This window comes from Dictyobacter sp. Z7_2 (assembly GCF_057551105.1).
The window spans coordinates 3,569,860-3,592,232 of the sequence record NZ_BAAJPE010000002.1 but is presented as its reverse complement, the minus strand read 5'-3'; the positions used below and the strand labels follow the sequence as shown (position 1 = coordinate 3,592,232).

The following is a 22,373-nucleotide window of genomic DNA, read 5'->3' as shown; positions in this document are numbered from 1 at the left end:
TTCCACTTAGCATGATTCCTTGCTCATATCCATGTGAAATAAATATACATACATAGATTCAAGAAAAGAACGCTTGTTCATCCATAAGTACCATAAGGATAGAAAAGTATTGATATCAATAAAAGTATATTTTTGATCTATTTATTTGTCAAGGTTATATTTCTCCACTTGGTGAATTACTCATAAAAGAGTAGTTGGTTATCATATTTTTTTAACTACGTATAAAACAGCAGGGAATTCTTTTTGACGTCTATCTCGATGAACAATAAAGCATTAGCTCATATCATCCAATGCTCGTTCCATTGTCATAATGTACGCACATAAAGATAACTAAATTGTGTGGTATTTCATATGATCATCTGGTATGATTGGGTAAAGATGAAACATACATCCTTTACTTCTTTACCTGTGTAACAAAACTATGGCACAGAACGTCTACTATACTAACTATATTGGTGGTTCTACGTATATATGGTCTGAATGTTTTTGCATTTGGCAACTATTGCGATGTGAGTGGGTCTTACATCATCAAGCTCTTTTGTATATTCTATGATGCAAATACATATATCTATATATGAAGAGAAATTCAGGGAGTCAAATTTTGAAGATAGCACAGATGCGATGCTTCTCCTCTAGAGGTGTCCTTTGGATAGTATTTCTACTTTTCATGTCGCTCCTTTTCCCTGTCCACGTTTTTGCGCAGCAGGTCCAGAGCACGGCCAGCGGCCCAGATATCCTCAAAGTGAGCGTCGGCTTCGATGGACTCTATCAGGATGGCAATTGGGTTCCGATCCAGGTTGATCTCGGCAATACTGGTCAGGATTTCAATGGCAAGATAGCGGTAAGCGTGCCTGTACCTTCGCTGGGTGGTGTCAACACTAACACATCGACCAATACCTATCAGGAGGCCGTCAATCTGCCGCCAGGATCTCAAAAGCAGGTGACGATAGAGATACCAATCAGTCTGGCATTACAGGGTAGTACTGTTCAAGTCTCGATCGATCTGGTAGATAGCAACAACCATGTTGTTGTGCATAGAGCGTTCAAGCCTCCCACAAATGACGCCAAGCTTACCTTGATCGGCGTGTTATCTGATACGCCCAACAACTTCAATCAGCTCAATCTGGCGCTCTCGACGCTGTTGAAGACGTCTGGACAACTCCAGAACTTGACGGCGGCAACACTTCCCTCTCAAGCACAGGTGCTCCAAAATTTTGCAGCTCTGGTGATCGATAACTTTACTACCTCGACGCTGAGCCAGCAGCAGATCTCAGCCTTGCATAGTTGGATAGATCAGGGTGGCACGCTCATCGTGACAGGTGGACCCGAGTGGAAGCGCACATCCAGTAACCTTCCTGTCGGCCTGCTCGCAGCTACGGGCAAGAGCAATGGAACGCTGCCAGCCGGTACGCATCTCCTACCGATTAACGATCCCACAAAATCGAACCAACCGGCAACAGATACTTTGACATCGACCGTACCGATCAGTATCGCGCAGCCGACAGACGGAAGCAAAGTATTGCTCAGTTCCAAAGCGATCCCCATCATCGTGCAAAAGAGTCTGGGAGCGGGTATGACCGACTATCTGGCCTACGATCCAACGATTGAGCCTCTCGCCAGTTGGTCGCAGACAAGTCAAATCTGGTCATCCATCCTCATCCGCACGCTGGCTAATGGCATCCTTATAAACGCATCCAATACCAATGCAAACGTGAATACGAATGCCAGCAACATCTCGACGACATCATGGCAAAACGCAAGCTACAACACATCGAATGTCATCGATTTTCTACAAAGCTTCTTTCCCAACACCTATCCATCCATCTGGCTCATCCTCATCTTACTGGCCAGCTATATCCTCATACTGGGACCGATTCGCCTGCTGATTGTGCGCATCTTCAAGCGTCGCAATTGGACCTGGCGCATTGTGTTGGGAACCATCGTAGCATTTACGCTCTTGAGCTATGGTCTGGCACTTCAGCAGAAGGGCTCGGAGATCATCAATAGCAGCCTCAGCGTAGTGCAGTTGCAAGCGCCCGATGGCAATAGGACCGATGGTCATATGACCACCTTTGTCGGAGTTTTTGTGCCCAATCAGGGAGATTTCCAGATCCACCTGCCCGGAGCCAGTCTGGTGCAGCCGACAGACTCAACCAATACATACAGTTCTGGTTCTGGCGCAGCCACAGGCGATCAGCGATCCATCGTGAACATCAATGGTGATAGCACAGATGTCGACCTACAAAGCGTCAATATCTGGACCTCAAAGACCTTAATTGCTCAGAACGACATCCATACCACGGGAGCCATCACCTCACAGCTACAATTGGAGCAGAACGTCGTCAGCGGCACCGTCAGCAATGGGCTGCCTTATACACTTTCGGACGCGTTTGTCGTGATAGGAAATTCCTACATTTCGATTGGTGACCTGGCGTCACATAGCAGCAAGAAAATACATATCACACTGGATAAAAGCTCAACCAATACGGCAGATGACTTACCCATTGCCGATCAAATCGCGATAAGTAGAGGCATGCAGCCTGCGATGAATAGCGGTGGTGTGAATATTAATAATGGCAATGGATCTGGCACTAATAGCAGTAACACTCCAAAGGATGCCGCCCACAATCACGTGCTGATGCTTGAGGCCATGAGTGGTGAATACTGCAATATCAACTCTTTCTGCAACAACCAAATTACTCAGATTACGAATAACAATGGAGTGACCGTCAAAGCAGTTCAAAACAACGCTGCGGGCATCAGTCAAAATTCCTTACTGCTGCCCGGATCGGCCGCCACGATTATTGGCTGGACACCAAGTTCACAGATTAAGAGCGGCAATATCACGGTCAATGGACAAAGCGCCAATACAGCGCAGGAAACGCTCGTACAAGCACCTCTTGACGTCACCATGGCTGGAAGCGTTCACATCATCCCCAGCCTGATCAGCAGCCAGATCGTCCACCTGCAACAAAGCAGCGCATCTGATATTCAAGAGTTGTCATCCAATACATACATGCTGGCAAACGGGGACATGACTTTCGAATACTCACTACCCACCAATGCAGAGCTCAAGAGTAGTGAACTTACATTCTCATCATCGACCAATCTCAGCATGGTGAATGCGCCAAATATCGGCACCACTACGAATATTAATAGCCTGCAAGCCTCTCTCTATAATTGGCAGACAGGCAACTGGGATACTGTGACCTTTAAGAACTTCTCCTGTAAAGTGGACAATGCACAAGCGTATATTGGACCGGGCAACCGTCTCCTACTGCATCTGAACAATCAAAAATCAACCGTGCTCTTTGACAAACCAGACTTAGATGCACAAGTAACGGTAAAATAATCAGAGGGGGTCCGTCCATGGTAGTATCACCACCGACGTTAGAAGAGACAGACGCATTTATAAAAATACAGCATATATCCAAGCGCTATCACACCACGAACGCTTTGCAGGACATCAATCTAGAAATCCCTCGCGGGACTATCTATGGACTGATTGGTCCGAATGGCGCCGGTAAGACGACGCTGATGCGCATCTTAGCCGCCCTGCTCCAGCCCACATCGGGGCAGGTCTGGCTGGATCATCAGGAAGTCAGCATGATGCCATCAGTCATTCAGCGTAAGGTGGGCTATATGCCCGATTTCTTTGGCGTGTATCCAGATCTGACCTCGGTAGAATATCTTGAGTTCTATGCGGGGATTCATGGCATACCACGTCAGAAGCGTATCAGCCTTGTGTCGGATCTGCTCGAACTGGTCGAACTGACCAGCAAGCGCGATGCACTGGTCGAAACGCTCTCCCGTGGTATGAAGCAACGCCTCTGTCTGGCGCGTGCGCTGGTGCACGATCCAGAGATTCTCCTGCTGGATGAGCCTGCTTCAGGACTCGATCCACGCGCTCGTATCGAGCTACGCGAGTTGGTGCGGACGTTGCGAGATATGGGCAAGACAATTGTGATCAGTTCGCATATTCTCCTGGAACTGGCTGAGATGTGTACAGATATCGCGATCCTCCAGAATGGACAGTTGGTTATCGCAGGCGACGTTGAGCAGGTAACGCATCAGCTGGATGGTAGTCGGCAGATCGAAATTCGTATCCTAGATGAGGCTCACGTTGCAGAGGCGATCGAGGTATTGCAAACCATCCCTCAATTGAGCGTGATCACAAAAAGCGATGAGACAACGATCCAGGCCAACTTCAGTGGCGATGATCAAGCGCTCCACCAGGTACTCGTCGAACTGATAACCAGACAGGTTCCCGTCGTCTCGTTTGCCCCGCGCTCCGGCGGCGGCTTGCTCGAAGAGGTCTTCTTACGCATTACTGAAAGAGGTAATCCATCATGATATTTATGACGCTTCTGGTAAAAGAGATGCGCTTAAGGCTGCGGCGAGAACGCACCATCTGGTTGCTCATCGGCTACATCGTGCTGCTCGGCTTCATCAGCTGGATATATATCAGCGCCAACAGCATCAATTCCAGCAGTAGTGGAAACTGGTCAAACATCGGAACAACCCTATATACCTATCTTTTAATCATCCAGCTCCTGCTGATCATCTTTGTCACGCCCGCGTTTACGGCGACGGCAATCAATGGAGAAAAAGAGAGACAGACCTTCGACCTGCTCCTCTGTTCACGTCTTTCAGCGACCACGCTCATCATCGGCAAACTACTCGCAGGATTGCTTAACTCGTTATTACTGATTGCAGCCTCCTTACCTATCTTCAGCCTTGTTTTCTTCTTCGGAGGCATCTCACCAGTACAAGCTCTGCTGGGATTGGTGATATTTATCGTCACAGCCATCCTCACAGCCAGCCTGGGCATCTGTAGCTCAACGCTAATAAGCCGTCCGGCCATCTCGACAGCTGTCACTTATATGCTTCTGCTGCTGTGGCTCGGCCTACCGCTACTCATCACTATAGTTTACGAAGCCAGCACAGGGGGAAGTTCAAATCTGCCCATCTATCTCGTCTGGCACCCCGTGATAGCAATCATGAGTACATTTACCAACTTCGTCAACCTCCCATCTATCGGATTCCTACAAATCAGCGTCTGGCTTGTGTATTGTATTATCAGCGGTATCGCAACGTTGCTATTGCTGGCAATCAGCATCTGGTCGGTCAAGCCTCAGGCGTGGAGAAGACTCAAGCAGCGCTTCAACAGGCAAAAGAACGTGCCCCATACTTCCGAAACAAAAGCTACGGCGACAGCGTAATGGAAAATGAAGCATAGCAAAAAGAAACGCATAAATAAGCCTCTCAGGCGGCTTCAAGCATACAATTGCATAGCAATCAATGCTATAAGAAAGGAAGCGGTATGGCAACGTTAATGCCATCGCAGCAGATACCCACGGACAGGCTGGCGTCCTCAAGTGGAAGCAAACTTACGGCTGCACTGCGCCCCTGGCGCGGGCGACTCTGGATGCAGCAGATAATCTTGTGGGCTGTCGCAGCATTAATACCAGGAGGACTGCTGGCTTGCCTGATCCTGGTAATCTCGCGTTTAATTCCGTGGGCCAGCGCATCCTTGTGGGCCATCGGCTGTGGCGTGCTATGTCCTATCCTGGCGCTGGCACTGGCGCTCTGGTTACGGCCCTCCTTGAGCACAACCGCTCACGACGTTGACGAACGTCTGGCACTCCACGACCGTGTCGGTACCGCCTGGGAGCTGCGCGCAGAGGAGTCGGTACTGCCACGCTTACAGAGGCAAGATGCTCTCAAACAATTGCATGCACATACACCGGCCGGCAGCATTTCACTACGTCCAGGTAGAGCCACCAGCATCACAATCGTCCTGCTGCTCCTCATCCTGGCCACCTTGATCTATGTGCCGAATCCCATGGACACCATTCTCAAGCAGCAAGCGGCATTCCAGGCACAGATAGCCAAGCAGATCAGCGCGATCGAGAAAATACAACAGGCGACCGCCCATGATCCAACCAGCACGCCGGCCGAAAAAAAGAAAATTGATCAGATTTTACAGAACCTCGAAAAACAGCTCCAACAAGCCAATAATGCGACCGCAGCACAGCAAGCGCTCTCAGATGCGCAGAGCAAGCTCAATCAGATTCATGATCCCCAGGCCACCAACAAGAATCAGGCACGCACCGCCGCCGGCTCAGCCTTGCAAAACAGTAGCAACTCAAGCATCAAAGGCGCTGGACAGGCTATCAGCAATGGCGACAGTAAAAGTCTGGCTCAGGCACTTCAGGATCTGCAAAAGCAAGCCAGTACGGCCTCGCCAGCACAGCGCAAGCAGATGGCACAGGATATTGAAAAAGCTGCCAATCAGGCCGGCAAGGACCCTCAACAGAGCGCCGCACTGCATCAATTGGCAAAATCGCTGACAGATGGCAATGCAAGCGAGATCTCAGATGCTGCTAAAGCGGTCGAAGCGGCCAATAGTCAGGCCGCCACAGAGCAAGCGAATGAGCAGGCCATCAATCAAGCAGCGCAAGGTGTCGAGGCAGCGGCGAACAATCTTGCCAACTCGACAGATAACTCAACGGCGCAACAGCAGGGTCAAGGTCAACAATCAAACCAACAAGGGCAACAATCTGGGCAGCAGCAAGGACAAGGTCAGGGACAACAATCTGGGCAGCAACAAGGACAGGGCCAGGGGCAGCAATCTGGTCAAGGACAGGGTCAGGGGCAGCAATCTGGTCAGGGACAAGGACAAGGGCAGGGACAGGGGCAGGGGCAAAGTGGACAAGGTCAAGGGGGCACTGGTGGAACAGGGAACTCGAAAGGCACGGGCACCCATAAAGATGAGCCAGTCTATGTCGGTGGTCAAAAAACTAGCGGATCGAGCACACAAGGCACAGACAACAACCCTGGAGCTATCCAACCGGGATCAGATGTCCCATACTCGCAAGTCATTCAGCAATACAACCAGCAAGCCCACGATTCGATTGATAGCAGCGATGTTTCACCCGATGTAAAAGATTTAGTTCACAACTACTTTAATAATCTAGAAGGACAAAAATAATTTTATGACAGCGTCAAACGATCATACAGCGCAACCCTCACAGCTCCCTGCCGACGCGGAAGCTGCTCATACAGCGGACGAGGATACCGGGACATCCACATCACAAGCTGGTGCAGAGCCGAGTGAACAGGATATAACACAGTTTATTGAGACCACGCAACTCTTAGAGCAGGAGCTACGGCGCATTATCGTGGGGCAGGAGACAGTAGTTCATGAGCTTCTCCTCGCGATGCTGGCCGGTGGACATGTCTTGCTAGAAGGCGTACCTGGATTGGGTAAAACATTGCTTGTGCGCACGCTCTCCGACGCGCTCTCGCTCAAATTCGCCCGTATCCAGTTCACACCCGACCTGATGCCCGCCGACATCGTTGGTACAAATATTGTCTCTGAACAAAACGATCCAGGCTCGACCGGTGGCAAACGCGCCTTTACCTTTCAGCCTGGACCAATCTTCGCCAATATCGTGCTCGCCGACGAGATTAATCGTGCCACCCCCAAAACCCAATCCGCGCTCCTCGAAGGGATGCAGGAACGTACGGTGAGCGTCGGCGATCGCACCAGACCGTTACCACAGCCGTTCTTTGTGCTAGCCACACAAAATCCCTTGGAGATGGAAGGCACCTATACGTTGCCCGAGGCTCAACTCGATCGCTTTATGTTCAAGATCATTGTGCCTTTTCCCAAAGCAGACGATCTGATGCAGATCATTGAGAGCACGCTCGGCACACAGGTAGCTCGAGCCAGGACGGTAGCCAGCGGCGATCAACTGGCACAGATGATCACGACAGCACGAGCGGTCCCTATCTCCACACACGTCAAAGAATACGCCGTCCGTATGCTGCTCGCCACGCATCCCGATCAGCCCGCCGCTCCCGAGAAAGTGCGCCAGTATGTGCGCTATGGAGGCAGTCCACGCGGCCTGCAAACGCTGATCATGACTGGGAAAGTACGTGCACTCCTCGAAGGGCGTTACAACGTCTCGATCGAGGATATTAAAGCGGTCGCCTATCCGGCGCTGCGCCACAGGATTGTGCTGAACTTCGATGGACTCGCCGATAATATCTCGACAGAACAGCTGATCGAGACGATTATCGCTGAGATCGATGAGGACTAGCAAATGAGAAAGAATCCCTATGTCTGATAGCGAAAAAGCACGCTTTCCACTGGACGCAAGCGTCTTGCAGCGTCTGGATAATATCGCCTTGCTCACCCGCCATCCAATGGCGACTGGTCGGCCGGGACGTCGTCGCTCTCCGCTGGCAGGCTCGTCGCTGGAATTCGCCGACTATCGACGCTATACACCCGGCGACGATTTTCGACGCATCGACTGGCGCGCCTACGCACGTTTAGAGCGACTCTTTTTACGTGTCTTCGAGGCTGAAGAGAATATCGCCGTCACTATCCTCCTCGATTGCTCGGAATCGATGCACTATGGCTCGCCGACCAAGGCACAGCTAGCAATAGCAATCGCGGCAGCGCTCTCCTACATCGCGCTCAAGTGCGAGGACAGTGTCATCCTGGGAGCACTCACCGATCGCCTGGTCAACTATCGACGCATCAGTGGGGGAAAAAACGCGATCTGGCAGGTGGGAGAATTTCTGCAACGCCTGCCTCAGACTGGCAATACGGATCTAAATCGAGCGCTCTACGATATTGGACGTGCAGTCAGCGCTCCCGGACTCACCATCGTCATCTCCGACTTTATGGCTCCGCAGGGATATCAGACAGGCGTGCGAGCGGTGCGTCAGTTGCGCCAGGAGGTAGCTCTGCTTCAGATCCTGGCTCCTGACGAAATCGATCCGCAGATTCAGGGCGACTGGCGCTTACGCGATAGCGAAGGGAGCGCCAGCGTTGAGGTTAGCTCATCGTCGCATATCCTTCAGAATTATCGCGAGCGGCTGGCGCTCTTCACCGAGGAGCTGGCAAAGGTAGCGCACAATGCGATGGGGAGTTATACGTTGATTGCCAGCGATACCGATATTGTGGATGTCGTTCAACGCTTGTTACGGCAAGTAGAATTGGTGCGGTAGTCTATGAGGATAACCTATTTATGAGTATACTTGTTCCGGCCGCACTCGCCTTCGCTGTGATTATACCAATCATTCTGCTGCTCTACTTCATGCGTCCCAAGCGTCAAGAGCGGACTGTGGGCAGCACACTCTTATGGCGGCAGGCGATGCAGGATCTCCAGGCGAGTCGGCCCTGGCAACGACTGCGCATCACGCCGCTGCTCCTGCTCCAGTTGCTGGCAGCGATCATCATCGTGCTGATATTGATCCGTCCAGCGATCTTCATGAACAGCCCCATCAGCGGAAACACTATCGTTATCCTGCAAGCCTCGGCTAGCATGCAGGCCACCGACGTCGCCCCTAATCGCTTCGAGCAGGCCAAAGAGACGATCAGCAACTACATCGATACACTCGGTCCAGCCGATCATCTCTCGCTCATCCTGATGGCTCGCACGCCACAGGTCTTAATCGCCGGTTCGCAGGATAAGGGACTGCTTACGCAAGCTCTACAGCGTGCTCGCGTGACAAATCAAGATGCCGACTTAGAGCAAGCTCTCTCGCTCGCGGGCTCGCTGGTGGCGGGGCAGGAGAATGCTCAGGTGCTGGTGATCGGCGATGGTCATGTACTCAATGGTAGCCAGACGCTCGATACGCCATTCCCGGTGCGCTATATGTCGATCGGTACTGATACGCCCAATGTCGCCTTAATGGCTCTCTCTTCACGCTCGGTCGAGGGAAAATTGACCGCGTTCGCTCAAGTCACAAATTACAGCCCTGCTCAGCGTTCACTGCCCGTGGAGCTCTATACGAATGGAAAGCTCTTTGGCGTCAAAACCGTCACATTGAATGCCCGAGCCAGCGGCACCATACAATGGGGACCACTACCAGCTCAGACGACGACACTCCATGCTCGCCTGCTCTCACAGGATGCCATGACATCCGATCACGACGCCTGGTCCCTGGTCAGCAATGCACTCCCGGGACGCGTATTGCTGGTCACTAAGGGCAATACGTATCTGGAGACCGCTCTGGGACTGCAATCCAACATCACATTGTTCACGATCACGCCCGATAAATATCCACATAGCGTCGGCAGCTACGATCTCACCATCTTTGATGGCTATAATCCGCCCACGCTCCCGACAGGAAACTTACTCTTTATCAATCCGCCAGATCATCAATACATCTTTGGCACAGCGGGACCACTTATCGCCGTCTCGCACATCAGCTCGGGGGACGACAAGCAGAACTTGCTCAGCAATATCGATCTCAGTAGTATTCATACGATGCGCTCTAGCCATCAACTCAAGCCAGCGCTGTGGGCACAGACGATCATCAATACGCCTGAGACGCCGCTGCTCATAGCGGGAGAGGTTGACAATCGCCGCGTCGCCGCCTTTGGCTTTGATATGCATGAGACAGATCTCCCACTCCAGCCCGCATTTCCCATCCTGATCACGAACATGATGAACTGGTTCCTACCGGCTCCCGTGGCAGGCGATGGACAGGTTATCCCTGGCGCGCCGGTCACGCTTCAGACATGGCCCGGCGCGGATCAGGTGACGATCACCGGACCTGATCAACAAACCACAAAGGTGGGACCACCTTTTCCAGTCATGCCCGATGCCAATACAAACACTGTCGGCATCTATCAAGTCAATCAGCGCGTACACGGGCAGGTTCTCAGAGGAGCATTTACCGTCAACTTGTTTAATCCCGATCAATCAAATCTCGCGCCAGCACACACGCTTCCTGTCACGAACAGCACAACCGTGACGGCCAATAAGAATATTGTCTCGCGCCAGTTACGTGAAATATGGCCCTGGATCGCAGCATTACTCATTCTCATCCTGTGCGCCGAATGGTGGCTCTTTAGCCGCAACTATCGCGCACAAAGCACGGCCAGTCAGCACAGCAGCGAGAAGCCACAGACAACGCAGCGCGGTAAAGCACGGCGGAGAGCGATCGACGCATATCCTCTGCTCGCCCGCTGGCAAGATCAATGGCTTGATGGATGGGATCAGGCACGGAAGCGTAGCAGGAGGTTGCAAAAACGCGTACGCACAACATTAAAGAAACAAGCGAAGGGACGACGCCGTGTTAACATTTGAGCAACCACTGCTACTGTTATTCTTACTGCCAATTGCTTTGCTGGTCTATCTGACATGGAAACGCATGTCACTCCCCTACTCCAAAAAGCAGCGCTGGCTCATCTTAGGCTGCCGTCTTATGCTCTTCAGCGCGATCATCCTCGCGCTGTCGGGGGCAGCCTGGGCGATGCCTGTCTCACGACAAGCGACCGTCTTTGTGGGTGACATCTCCGCCAGTACAGGTCCACAGCGCAGCTTTATCGAGCAATGGATACGTGCAGCAATCCAGCATAAACGTCCCGATGATCAGATCGGCATCGTCGCGACCGGACATAACGCACTCGTTGAACAATCGGTCCAGACACAGATCACCGACTTCTCACACTTTGAATCCACTCCCGACACCAACTATACCGATCTCGCCGCAGGATTGCGCTTGGCCTCAGCCATCCTGCCCACCGACAGCCAGCGCCATATTATCTTGCTCACCGACGGTCAGCAGAATATCGAAGATGCGCTTCAGGAAGCACAACTGCTCCAGCAAGAAGGCATCCGCCTGGATATCGTGCCGCTTCCAGCCATCAGCGGCGATGACGCCCGCGTCGATAGCCTCAATGCTCCTACAAATATCCATACAGGCGAGCATTTTACGCTACAGACAAAAATTTATAGCACCGTCGCACAGAGCACTACCGTGCGCGTTTATCTGGATACCACCATTATCCTGCAACAAAAAGTCTCGCTAGCGCCGGGCGAGCAAGAGCTGAGCTATAACATTCCTGCTCCCAGTGCTGGTTTCCATACTTTCCGCATCACGCTCGATGCTCCTAAGGATTCCATCACCCAGAATGACGAGGCAGCCGCCTTTGTCAACGTGCAGGGGCCTCCCCGCGTGCTGGTCATCGAGGGACAACCAGGCAACGGAAAGAATATCGCGGCAGCGCTTCAGGCCACAAACATCAACGTCACAGTCGGCACGCCGAGCGACGTCCCGGAGACGCTCGATGGGCTTCTGCCTTATAGTAGCGTGGTATTGGCCGATGTCCCGGCCATTGAGCTAGGCAATACACGCATGCAGATACTCCAATCATTTGTGCGCGATCTTGGTCACGGTCTGGTCGTGAGCGGCGGACAGAATAGCTATGGAGTGGGAGGCTACACAGATACTCCTCTGGAGGAGACACTACCAGTCAGTATGAAGATTCCGCAGCATAAAGATACTCCCAGTATTGCAGTGGTGCTGATCGTTGAAAGTCTGGAGTCACAGGTCCAGATCAACGTATCCAAAGAAGCAAGCAAGGAAGTGATCGGTCTGCTGACTCCTCAGGATCAGGTGGGCATCTCATCGGGATACGGCACACTCAGTATCCCCATGCAGCATGTCACCAACAAAAACGCCATCGATCAGGCGATAGACGCCATGAATCCGACAGATCCACCCAGCTACATCCCCGATCTGGCCAACGCCGAACAGCAATTGCTGCACACGAACGCGCAAATCAAGCACATCATCTTACTCGGCGATGGAGATGCCTACGACAACTATGCTCCCATCGCTACCAGGCTGGCAGGTGAGAGCATTACCATCTCAACCGTCGAGACGAATGCGTTAAGCAATCAAGATCTGGCCACGATGCAGAATATTGCTCAATGGGGCAAAGGACGCTTCTATCGTGCCGATAATCCAGCAGTCATCCCACAGATCCTGCTCAAAGAGACCCAGAGAGCCTCCAGACGCTCTCTGATCAACGAAACATTCAATCCGGCTATCGTCACAAATCATCCGATACTTACAGGTCTGGACGGCCTTCCCTCGCTCGGAGGCTATGTCGCCACGACGCCCAAGCCTGCCGCACAACAGGTACTGATCAGCCAACTTGACGATCCCGTCCTGGCGGTGTGGCAGTATGGGCTGGGACGCGTGGCCGCCTGGACCAGCGATGCCCTGGGTCTATGGACCAAAAATTGGTTGTCCTGGAATGATGCTCCTCGCTGGTGGGCCAATCTGGTCACCTGGACGCTGCCTGCTGCGACCGATGGCGGTATGAATATCAATGGAAGCGTGACAAATGGTACCGGACAGCTAACGGTCGACCTTCCAGCCAACACGACCGCCGAAGGTGGACAACAACAGGTACAGGTACATATCATCGCCCCGGACCTTTCGCAATCCACCATCAGCCTCCAGCCAACAGCGCCCGAACGCTGGCAGGGAGACTTTCCAGCCTCGCAGGTGGGAGCATATCTGGTGCAAGTCACCTGGCAAGGAGCAAATAAAAAGGAAAGCCTGCTCACCGCCACTACGGGCCTGGTTGTGCCTTATTCGCCTGAATATCATACTCAGGGAGTCGATACGCGCTTCCTCACATTGTTAGCCCAGGCCGGAGGCGGTATCCTGCTCGATCCAAATAACGTCACGACAGCCTTCAGCCAAAAGCTCATCCCGACCAGCGCCTCCATTCCCATTGTCTTCTGGCTCCTGATCCTGGCGGCGCTGCTACTTCCCATCGATATCGCTGCCCGCCGACTGGCCAATCTAGACTTCTTCGTGGTCGCGTACAAATGGCTGGTGCAGCAACTCAGCAGGTCGAGCACAAGGCAATTGGCTACCTCCGCTACCCCAGGATCACATACGGATATTGCTCCTCTCCAGACCATACGCGCACAACGCACAGAAAAGAAACGTCAAATGGAAGAGTCGCTTACTCAACATCCCAGACGCGTCACAAAAGCAGCAGCGGCAGAGAAAACAATGCAGAGATCTGCCACACAAGTAACAGAAACGCGACCACTCCCAGCTACAGGACCAACTCAATCTTCTGCCCGCTCAGAATCGGCGGCAGGTGCAACAGAGGTATCGACGACAGCTCAACTCATCAAGGCAAAGCGTCAAAGAGCACAAGAGACAAAATGATTTTTGTACTGATCACCCTGGATACCAACACACGGCAATAGCAGAGAGCAATATCGCTAATTGAATACTGGTTCAGCCAGAGGACTTAAGAAAGGTAGAGAAAACGCCGGAAGAAGCTGATCAAGGATCACGTCAAGCGGTAGATGATATTCGTCTGTCAACGCTTGTAAGCGGCGTGGTCCTGCCTGCATGGCTTCAATCTCCAGCAGTAAATGATAGGTAGTGGCATTGAAAATGATCCTGGGAGATAGTGTCAATTCGGTGACCAAGGCATACGTAGCATACGCCGGCTGAGGAGAAAAAGGATCCAGTACAGATGAGGCTCCAACACTGCCACGAAGGGCCTGCTTTTCCATGCGTCTGGTCGCCTCTTGCAGATACAAATCGAGATAGCGTTGAAGCAATCTGGTCTGTGGGGATGGTTCCTGCTCGTTATAGGTAGCTCCCGCCCAGCGTTGATCAAGGAGCGCATCAAGCCACCACGCCGGCTCAACCGCTACCTGAAAAGAGGCGAGTACACGATGCTCGAAATCAAAACATGGATTATTTAGTTGCTCCTTAAAACAACACTCCAGGATTTCCGCCTCTAAGGTAGCAACCGTCATGCCATGACCATAGATAGGGTCCAGGTTACAAAGGGCATCGCCCATCACTAACAGACCCGCCGGCCAATGCTCCATTTGATCAAAGCGCTGACGCACGCATTCAGCAATCTGATAATGACATGTGCTATAGTCCAGATTCGTCTTGAGACGCTCCGGTGCTGGCACTTCATAATCCAGTGCCTGGAGCCATTTTGTGAGCTTCGTGCCACAGCCAGTGGCATCAACAACCAGATCGGCTGTGAGCGTTGCCGTTTGCTCTTTATCACCATACTTTTTGGCATGGACCCCTGTGACACACTTTTGCCCCAGATATACCTGCATCTGCAAGCCGGTCACCTCCAGGCCGGTAATAAACAGGACATTGGGAAGCGCCTGCACATACTGACGCATCGTCCATTCCAGCAGGGAGCGGCTACATGATACTTCTCTTCTGGGATGGCGGATATCAAATTGTCCAAATTGGTTTACAACATGTATATTTCTTTGAAAGGTTGAGATAGCTCCGTGATTTAATAATTCATGCTTAATATTGGGGAAAAAGTGTTCCATGCCCGCGAGAGCACGACTCATCAAGCGATGCAAATGGAACGCCTGTAGAGTACCTATACGATACTCCAGGGGTGCTGGCAATATATCTCTTTCAACTACCTGAACTTGATCATAATACTCAGAAAGTATACGAGCGGCAAGCAATCCTGCGATGCTTCCCCCGATCACGAGAGCACAGGTCTCTTTTTCTCGAGGAAAGAAAAGACTTCTGTTGAGCATAAATAGTTATTCTCCAAAATTTTTTATCATGATATATATTTTTCTTTTCTCGCCTCTCTCTTAACAGTGAGAGAAATCCTATGTTAATAGTATAAAAGGTAATAGACATATGCTTAAAGATCGTTTGGGATCGTCTATGTATCGTCTTATCAAAGAAGACCGTACCTCCCTACATTCATGCAGAGAAGGTACATGCCTTCTCAAAAACAAGCAAAATCACGCTAGACTTAAAGCGCTTTAAGTTCTGTATACTTGATGCATGCTGGATATATCTATTGATATGGCGATCTTTTAGTCCGACGATACCAAGTTCACCAATCCCGCCTGGCAAAGATCCCAGCTTTAGCTACGCCAGCAAGGTCTCTATCTGAGCCGAACTGTCGGCAGCCAGGACGCGCTCGACAATTTCTTGCGCTTGTGCCGTGGTAGTGTTACGAATGATCTGCTTGACGGCATTAAGCGAGCCAGCTTCCATACTCAGTTCATCGATGCCAAGTCCCAGCAGAAATGCGCTGGCACGTGGGTTGCCGGCCATTTCGCCGCACATACCGACCCAACGTTGATATTTATGCGCGGTGCGTACGATATGAGCAATGGTTCTCATGACAGCAGGATGAAAGGGACGATGTAGTTCGGTCAGTTGAGCATTCATACGATCGCTGGCGAGGGTGTATTGTGCCAGATCGTTGGTACCGATGCTGAAGAAATCGGCTTCCGTGGCCAGTTGATCGATCAGCCAGACAGAGGCAGGGGTCTCAATCATGATGCCCAGGCGTAAGAGCCCTTGCACGGATTGTTGTAATTTGCCTTCTTGTAATAGTTGAGCTTCTGTTTCGGCAATGAAGGCTTTAGCCTGTCGCAGTTCGCGCAGGTCACAGATCATGGGAAACATGATCCACAGGGAGGCCAGATTTGTCTGGGCGGCGAGCAACAGAGCTCGTATCTGGGTACGAAAGAGGTGCTGATACTCCGGAGCCAGGCAGAGTCGAATACCACGCACGCCGAGAAAGGGATTATCTTCCTTTGGTAGGTCTAAATAGGGGACGCTTTTATCTCCACCAATATCCAAAGTACGCACGATGACAGCTTTGCCCGCAAAGGTCCGCAGGACTTCGGTGTAGGATGCTACCTGCTCCTCCTCGGACGGCGCAGTTGCCCGATCTAAAAAGAGAAATTCGGTCCGAAATAATCCGACGCCATTCGCACCAGCCTCAAGCGCAGGTTGGGCATCACGAGAGCGCCCGATGTTCGCTGCGACGTCGATGGTTGTGCCGTCAGTGGTTGTCGCGGAGAGTGTCCGCAAGCTTTGTAGCTGTTGTTGTTGCTGTTGATATGTCTCCGAGGCGCTTCGATAATGCTGAAGCGTCTCGGCATCGGGATTGAATACGACATCCCCACTACTGGCATCCAGCACCATTGTGCTCTGACTGGCATCGGATGGAAGTGTGGCAATCTTTTCGATCAGTCCCTTGATCCCTACGATCGCCGGGATGCCCATCTGCCTCGATAGAATGGCTGTATGGGAGGTCGGTCCTCCCTGTTCGGTGGCCAGTCCCAGTACCAGCGCTGGATCAAGTCCCGCCGTGTCGGATGGCAGCAGATCTCGCGCCATGACGATGGCTGGCTGGTCAAGATAACGTAACTGAGCCGTCGGGCGTCCTTGCAGATGATTGACTATACGCAAACGAATATCATAGACATCAGCAGCACGGGCTCGAAAATAAGCATCGTCCATCGCCGTAAAAATCTGAGCAATCTCCTCAGAAGCCTCCCAGACCGCCCGCTCCACGTTCATGTGCTCACCCTCAAGACGCTGATAAACACCATCCTGAAGAGACTCATCTTCAATCATCAGCAAGTGAGCATCAAAGATGGCCGCCTCTTCCTCCCCCAGACGTGCCAATACCTGATCTCGCAGTAGTGTCACCTCGGCGATCGATCCCTGCACCGCCTGCTGAAAGCGCTCCTTCTCATGCGCGACAGCGTCCGCCTCAATCGATGTCCTGGCGATGATAGGAGGCGCAGGATCATAGACAATCCAGGAGCCGATTGCCACTCCACCAGTAACTGCGATACCATGTAACTTTGAAGACATATGTAATCTCATCCTTTTTCTATCAATAAGTTTCAATCGTTGCATCTTCGGAGCATCTCATATAGGCTAAACACCTATTATGTTATCTAGTTGTCCGTGCAACTTGGTCGAATAAAATAGCAGGCCCATTCCATTATAAATAATGTAGATAGATAAGCCTGCATCAAGACTCAAGAACAAATACTTGTCATCCCTAAGTATCGCATAAGTTAAGAGATATTACCATGGGACGTACAGCTCATGCACAATCAGTACTTTGAAGGCTTTGCTTGGACGAAAAATGAGCGCTTCGAGAGCTTCTTGATATTCATCAAGTGGGAAGCGATGCGAGACGAGCTCGGCCAGTTGCAACGTTCCCTGGCTGAAGAGCTGGACGGCATAGCTCCAGGCCGATGAGCTGGCTCCAAAGACGGCTTTGATGGTGAGTTGCTTGAGGATAAAGACGTCGTTTGAGACGCTTAAGGTGGCTGTCGATGCTTCAAGCCCGCTCAGGAGGATGGTTCCACCGCGCCTGGCGGCAAGAAGGGCCTCTTCAACAGCCTGGATATGGCCAGTGCCTTCAAAGACGAGATCAGCGCCACGATTACCTGTCAGAGTATGTAAAGCCTCCTGAGAGTCTTCTCTACTCATATTGAGCGTATGAGTTGCTCCAAACTGACGCGCTAACTGGAGCCTCTCCTCACGAAAACCCAGCAGAATGATCATAGCGGGACTAAATAGCCGCGCAATCTGGACCGCCAACAAGCTACTCGGGCCGTCACCAACGATCACCACCGTGTCGCCTGGACGCGGCTGAGCACGCTGAAAGGCATGAACAACAACTGCCACGGTCCCTAATAAAGCAGCCTCCTCAAACGAAGCAGTGTCGGGTAAAACGTGCAACAGACGCGCCGGGACAGCTACATATTCAGCCAATCCACCAGGCCGCGTAAAACCCATCTCATCGTAGCCAGCCTCACAGAGATTGGTCTGACCATCACGACAATTACGACAAAGACCGCAAAAGTAGATGCTTTCTACGGCCACTTTGGTTCCCGGCACAATGTTCTGGACAAAATCTCCAACCACAACAGCCTCCCCGGCCCACTCATGGCCGGGAATCAGTGGATAACGCACATATTCTTTGGCACGTTTCCCTTGATAGACCTCACTATCGCTCTCGCTTAATCCAACGACACGCGCCCGCACCAGCACTTCATCGGGACGAATCGTTGGTCGTTCCAATTCAGTCACATGAGCCCATCCCGGCTCAGTAATCATAACAGCCTTCAACGATAAAACCTTTCATCTTTGTCGATACAACTATCAATATAGTATACAACTTTGAAGATCAAATAGTACCATACATGCACGGCAAAATATGGGCGTTGACATTAATGTGCTAACTGAGTAAGATGTAGAACATTACATTATTTTACTTTGATAAAAGTGCATAAGGTGTTCGAAGGAGGGTCAGGGAGGATTAGAAGTTGATAGCTTTTGGAGTCTCATGCCTGGAAATATTGTCATGTTTAGTCTTGTCACATCTGCATATTTTGGAACGGAAGGTCCTCTCAAGATGGCTAGAGAAATTACTAGGCGCTATGTCGTGACGCGTCACTTGAAATGGGGAGCAATTCTCCTCTTTCTCACCTATGTCTTTAATACGCTGGCAATTCTACTTGTGATGGGCAAGCAGACAGCCTATGATCCTTTTGCTCTGATTACCATGGTGCATAGGATACTGGGAGACGATTTCGCGATCGTGACCAGTATCTGTCTGATGTGCTCATTTCTCGCCACAATCCTGGTTTACACCTACCTCTACGCACGGCTGCTCTTCGTCTCTGAAGTTGACCAGAGAGTTGCTCTAAGTATCGACAAGCATACAAAACAACACGCCCCGATGAATGCCATTGTCTTGCAGACCATCCTGGCCATTGCCTTTACCATCTTGATCTTCAATATCGCCCCCTTTATCATCCTGGCGGACCGCCCAAAAGACTTCTCGGTCGAAATTTACCATATCAGCCAGGCCTCGGCAGCATTGGTCTGGACCATCTCATCAGCATTTCTCTTTATCTGCCTCATGGGCAGCTACTTACAAAATCCCCATTTCTTCTATAGTCAGCATATCTTCCCGATGGCAATCATCTGGGCCAGCGTGATCATAGGGCTGCTGAGTTGTATCCTCACGACCGTCGACACGCTACTCTTCTCGTGGACAAATCTGATCCCCAACAATCAGTGGTGGTATTTTGTCGGAGGATTAACGATTCTCTTTCTGGCTATCTCGGTTTTGATCAGTATCTTCGCCAAAAGCGAGACCGATTGGCAATCCCTCAACGCAGCCCTCCAGGACACGTCAAAGACGAGCATCATACATAAGTAACGTGTTCACAATGAACGCCAACTGGCGGGACAACCAGGAAATGCCCCGCCAGCGATAGAGCTCGCCGGAAGCAGCTTATGCCATCTATAAGCGAGCATTCTGAAATTGATACCAGAGACGCTGTGCAATCTGAAGAGCATCTCGTTTCAAACCGTAGTGCGCCATGTAGGTGCAGACGTTCTCGATGTCGCGTGTCAACAGCTCAAGGGCATGAGAGTTGAAGCGTGGATCGATCGCCTGCGGAAAGTCGATAATAGTCGCTTTGCCCTGCCAGTACAGGATGTTGTACGCCGAGAGGTCCCCATGGATAATATCGTGCTTCAGCCAGAGATGAATATTATCCATCAGCAGTTCAAAAGTGGGATAGACCTCATCCGGCTCCAACTCCACATGCTGCAAAGCTGGCGCGGGCTCCTGTTCATCACCAAGATACTCCATGATGATCGCGTGGCTATTACGTGCAATCGGCCTGGGAATAGCCGCTCCCGCCTCATAGAGCATGGTCAGCGTAGCAAACTCGTGTCCCACCCATTGGCTAAATTGCGACTCACGACCGACGTTCGACTTGTTTTTAATCGCTCGCGTCGTACGTTGATCGCCCATATAGCGTCCTTCATGATACACCGCATCGTTTTTAAAACCACGGTTATTGCGCGACCGATACACCTTACCCGCCAGGTAAGGCACTCCCTGCGATGGATGTGCACGGCAACAATAGACCGTCGCCTCTTTCCCGCTCTTAACTACATGGAGAATCTCTGTGATCACAGCATCAGCAAAGAAACTATCCAGGGACGCCCGCACCGGATCAGATCCCGGACGCTCCAGCGCCTGTAAAGCTTCTAACTCTTCCTGCTCTTCCATAGCACGTATCTGTTTTCGCTTAGACAATTTTTCAGACTCCTCTTATATTTCTCATAACATGTATAGATCCATTGACTTTCAAAACATCCGCCAATCTGGTTGATAAGAACAGTTTGCATACAGCACCTCCATATATATTTTCAGAAACCAACAAAAAAAGCCGTAAGCATCACGCTTACGGCTTTCTCACAGACATGAAAAAAGCCATCTTCTCATGAGATGGCCGATATCAGGACGCTGTCACTGGATGACAGTAGCGATCACTACAAGTGCAGATCGCCCCTGAATAGATGCGGATGGCCCTCTCGGAGACGTGACGCTCTACGAATATATCGCATGAGACACTCTCCTTTCGCTGTTGTGAGTCACAATAACTCAGGGCCAGACATTATTTTTTTCTACTTTTACAAGCATAACAGACAATGAAACCACTTGTCAACCATGAAATCACGGCTCATGAATAAAGACTCTATCAAAGAAGGCTCAACCATGGACAAAATTCCCTTGATCTATGCTTAAAGTTATGCTATGTTCCATATACAATTACAAAGTTGATCATCAGGATGGTATTAAAAGTGGTAACCATATCCGATGTAGCCAGGCAAGCGGGAGTCAGTCAGACAACAGTCTCTCATGCATTAAGTGGCAAACGCCCGGTTGCCCCACAGACACAAGCACGCATCGCGCAGGTGATCAAGGACCTCAACTTTCGTCCGAGCGCCCTGGCGCGGAGCCTCCGTGCGCAGCAGACACAGACGATAGCACTCGTGATTCCTGATATCACCAATCCGTTTTATCCCACTCTGGCTCGCGGACTACAGGATCTCCTCATCCAGGCAGGATATTATGTCTTCATCTGCAATACCGAGAGCGCACTTGAGCAAGAGATCACATTTCTAACGGAAGCGATCAGTCGACGTGTGGATGGCATTGTGCTGGCGTCGCACTACGATCGCACCAGCATTTTACGCGAGTTTATCGACGAAAAAATACCGCTCATTTCGCTCGAATATAGTATCAGCCTGCCACATGTGGATACGGTGACGTCAGATGACTATCGCGGAGTGAAACACGCGATAGAGTATTTGCTCAAAAAAGGCCATCGCCGCATTGGGATGATCGGGAGCTCTCAGCAACATCCAACCTATGAGATCCGCAAATCGGGCTACAAAGATGCTTTACAAGCTGCGGGTATTCTCTACGATGAGTCAATTGTGGCCCAAAAAGATTTCACGCGCAGTGGCGGAATGGAAGCGACGCAACAACTCTTAAAGCGCTTTGCAGGAAGTAAGCGAGAGCAACGTCCCACAGCGATCTTCTGTGCCAACGATATGGTCGCCATCGGCGCCATGGATGCGATCCGCGAGCAGAAGCTCTCTATCCCCAAAGATATTGCCGTGATCGGCTATGATGATATAGAAGCGGCCGCCCTCATTCATCCAACGCTGACCACCGTCCTCAATCCCGCCTACAAAATTGGACAGGCGATCGGACAATTACTCCTCGATCGTATTCGCGGCACCTATCACGGACCAGGCCGTCACATCACAATCCCCTATCAATTTATCAAGCGCGAATCGGCGTAAAGCGGTACTTTACGCAAAAATACATAACTTTTAGATAGCCCTTCCGTATTTATCATTGATAGTCCAATAACGCTATT

The 22,373-nt window shown here is 51.2% G+C and carries 14 protein-coding genes; 10 read left to right on the top strand and 4 right to left on the bottom strand.

The window, feature by feature from the left end; genetic code table 11:
• Positions 1-601: 601 nt before the first annotated feature.
• The 8 genes from AC27N8_RS28580 (at position 602) to AC27N8_RS28545 (ending at position 14,007) form a co-directional block, all read left to right on the top strand.
• Positions 602-3,352, top strand: a complete 2,751-nt coding sequence (locus tag AC27N8_RS28580) for a hypothetical protein (protein WP_487071858.1) — start codon at positions 602-604, stop codon at positions 3,350-3,352.
• A gap of 17 nt (positions 3,353-3,369) precedes the next feature.
• Complete coding sequence (locus tag AC27N8_RS28575) at positions 3,370-4,353, top strand: ABC transporter ATP-binding protein (protein WP_487071856.1); 984 nt, start codon at positions 3,370-3,372, stop codon at positions 4,351-4,353.
• Positions 4,350-5,222 (top strand): ABC transporter permease, encoded by an 873-nt coding sequence (locus tag AC27N8_RS28570; RefSeq protein WP_487071854.1) that lies wholly within the window; start codon positions 4,350-4,352, stop codon positions 5,220-5,222. The genes AC27N8_RS28575 and AC27N8_RS28570 overlap by 4 nt, the downstream gene beginning before the upstream one ends.
• Before the next feature lie 101 nt (positions 5,223-5,323).
• The gene (locus AC27N8_RS28565) at positions 5,324-6,994 is read left to right on the top strand and encodes a hypothetical protein (protein ID WP_487071852.1); all 1,671 of its coding nucleotides are present in this window, start codon (positions 5,324-5,326) and stop codon (positions 6,992-6,994) included.
• Positions 6,995-6,998: 4 nt separating this feature from the next.
• Positions 6,999-8,108: an AAA family ATPase gene (locus AC27N8_RS28560; protein ID WP_487071850.1), complete on the top strand. Its 1,110-nt coding sequence runs from the start codon at positions 6,999-7,001 to the stop codon at positions 8,106-8,108.
• 19 nt (positions 8,109-8,127) lie between these two features.
• Positions 8,128-9,024 (top strand): DUF58 domain-containing protein, encoded by an 897-nt coding sequence (locus AC27N8_RS28555; protein ID WP_487071848.1) that lies wholly within the window; start codon positions 8,128-8,130, stop codon positions 9,022-9,024.
• A 20-nt stretch (positions 9,025-9,044) separates the two neighbouring features.
• Positions 9,045-11,114: a vWA domain-containing protein gene (locus AC27N8_RS28550; RefSeq protein WP_487071846.1), complete on the top strand. Its 2,070-nt coding sequence runs from the start codon at positions 9,045-9,047 to the stop codon at positions 11,112-11,114.
• On the top strand, positions 11,101-14,007 hold the full coding sequence (locus AC27N8_RS28545) for a glutamine amidotransferase (RefSeq protein WP_487071844.1): 2,907 nt from the start codon (positions 11,101-11,103) through the stop codon (positions 14,005-14,007). The genes AC27N8_RS28550 and AC27N8_RS28545 overlap by 14 nt, the downstream gene beginning before the upstream one ends.
• 56 nt (positions 14,008-14,063) lie before the next feature.
• On the opposite strand, the gene AC27N8_RS28540 is transcribed toward AC27N8_RS28545, so the two are convergent.
• From AC27N8_RS28540 to AC27N8_RS28530, 3 genes are all read right to left on the bottom strand, one after another.
• On the bottom strand, positions 14,064-15,380 hold the full coding sequence (locus tag AC27N8_RS28540) for an NAD(P)/FAD-dependent oxidoreductase (protein ID WP_487071842.1): 1,317 nt from the start codon (positions 15,378-15,380) through the stop codon (positions 14,064-14,066).
• Between the two features lie 346 nt (positions 15,381-15,726).
• On the bottom strand, positions 15,727-17,475 hold the full coding sequence (gene ptsP, locus AC27N8_RS28535) for a phosphoenolpyruvate--protein phosphotransferase (protein ID WP_487071840.1): 1,749 nt from the start codon (positions 17,473-17,475) through the stop codon (positions 15,727-15,729).
• Positions 17,476-17,694: 219 nt separating this feature from the next.
• Positions 17,695-18,747 (bottom strand): zinc-dependent alcohol dehydrogenase, encoded by a 1,053-nt coding sequence (locus tag AC27N8_RS28530; protein ID WP_487071838.1) that lies wholly within the window; start codon positions 18,745-18,747, stop codon positions 17,695-17,697.
• Between the two features lie 286 nt (positions 18,748-19,033).
• On the opposite strand from AC27N8_RS28530, the gene AC27N8_RS28525 reads away from it, so the two are divergent.
• Complete coding sequence (locus tag AC27N8_RS28525; protein ID WP_487071836.1) at positions 19,034-19,846, top strand: APC family permease; 813 nt, start codon at positions 19,034-19,036, stop codon at positions 19,844-19,846.
• A gap of 84 nt (positions 19,847-19,930) precedes the next feature.
• Here the strand turns inward: AC27N8_RS28525 and AC27N8_RS28520 are convergent, their stop codons facing one another.
• On the bottom strand, positions 19,931-20,737 hold the full coding sequence (locus AC27N8_RS28520; RefSeq protein WP_487071834.1) for an RIO1 family regulatory kinase/ATPase domain-containing protein: 807 nt from the start codon (positions 20,735-20,737) through the stop codon (positions 19,931-19,933).
• A 548-nt stretch (positions 20,738-21,285) separates the two neighbouring features.
• Here AC27N8_RS28520 and AC27N8_RS28515 point away from each other — a divergent pair.
• Complete coding sequence (locus AC27N8_RS28515; RefSeq protein WP_487071832.1) at positions 21,286-22,296, top strand: LacI family DNA-binding transcriptional regulator; 1,011 nt, start codon at positions 21,286-21,288, stop codon at positions 22,294-22,296.
• Positions 22,297-22,373: the final 77 nt, after the last annotated feature.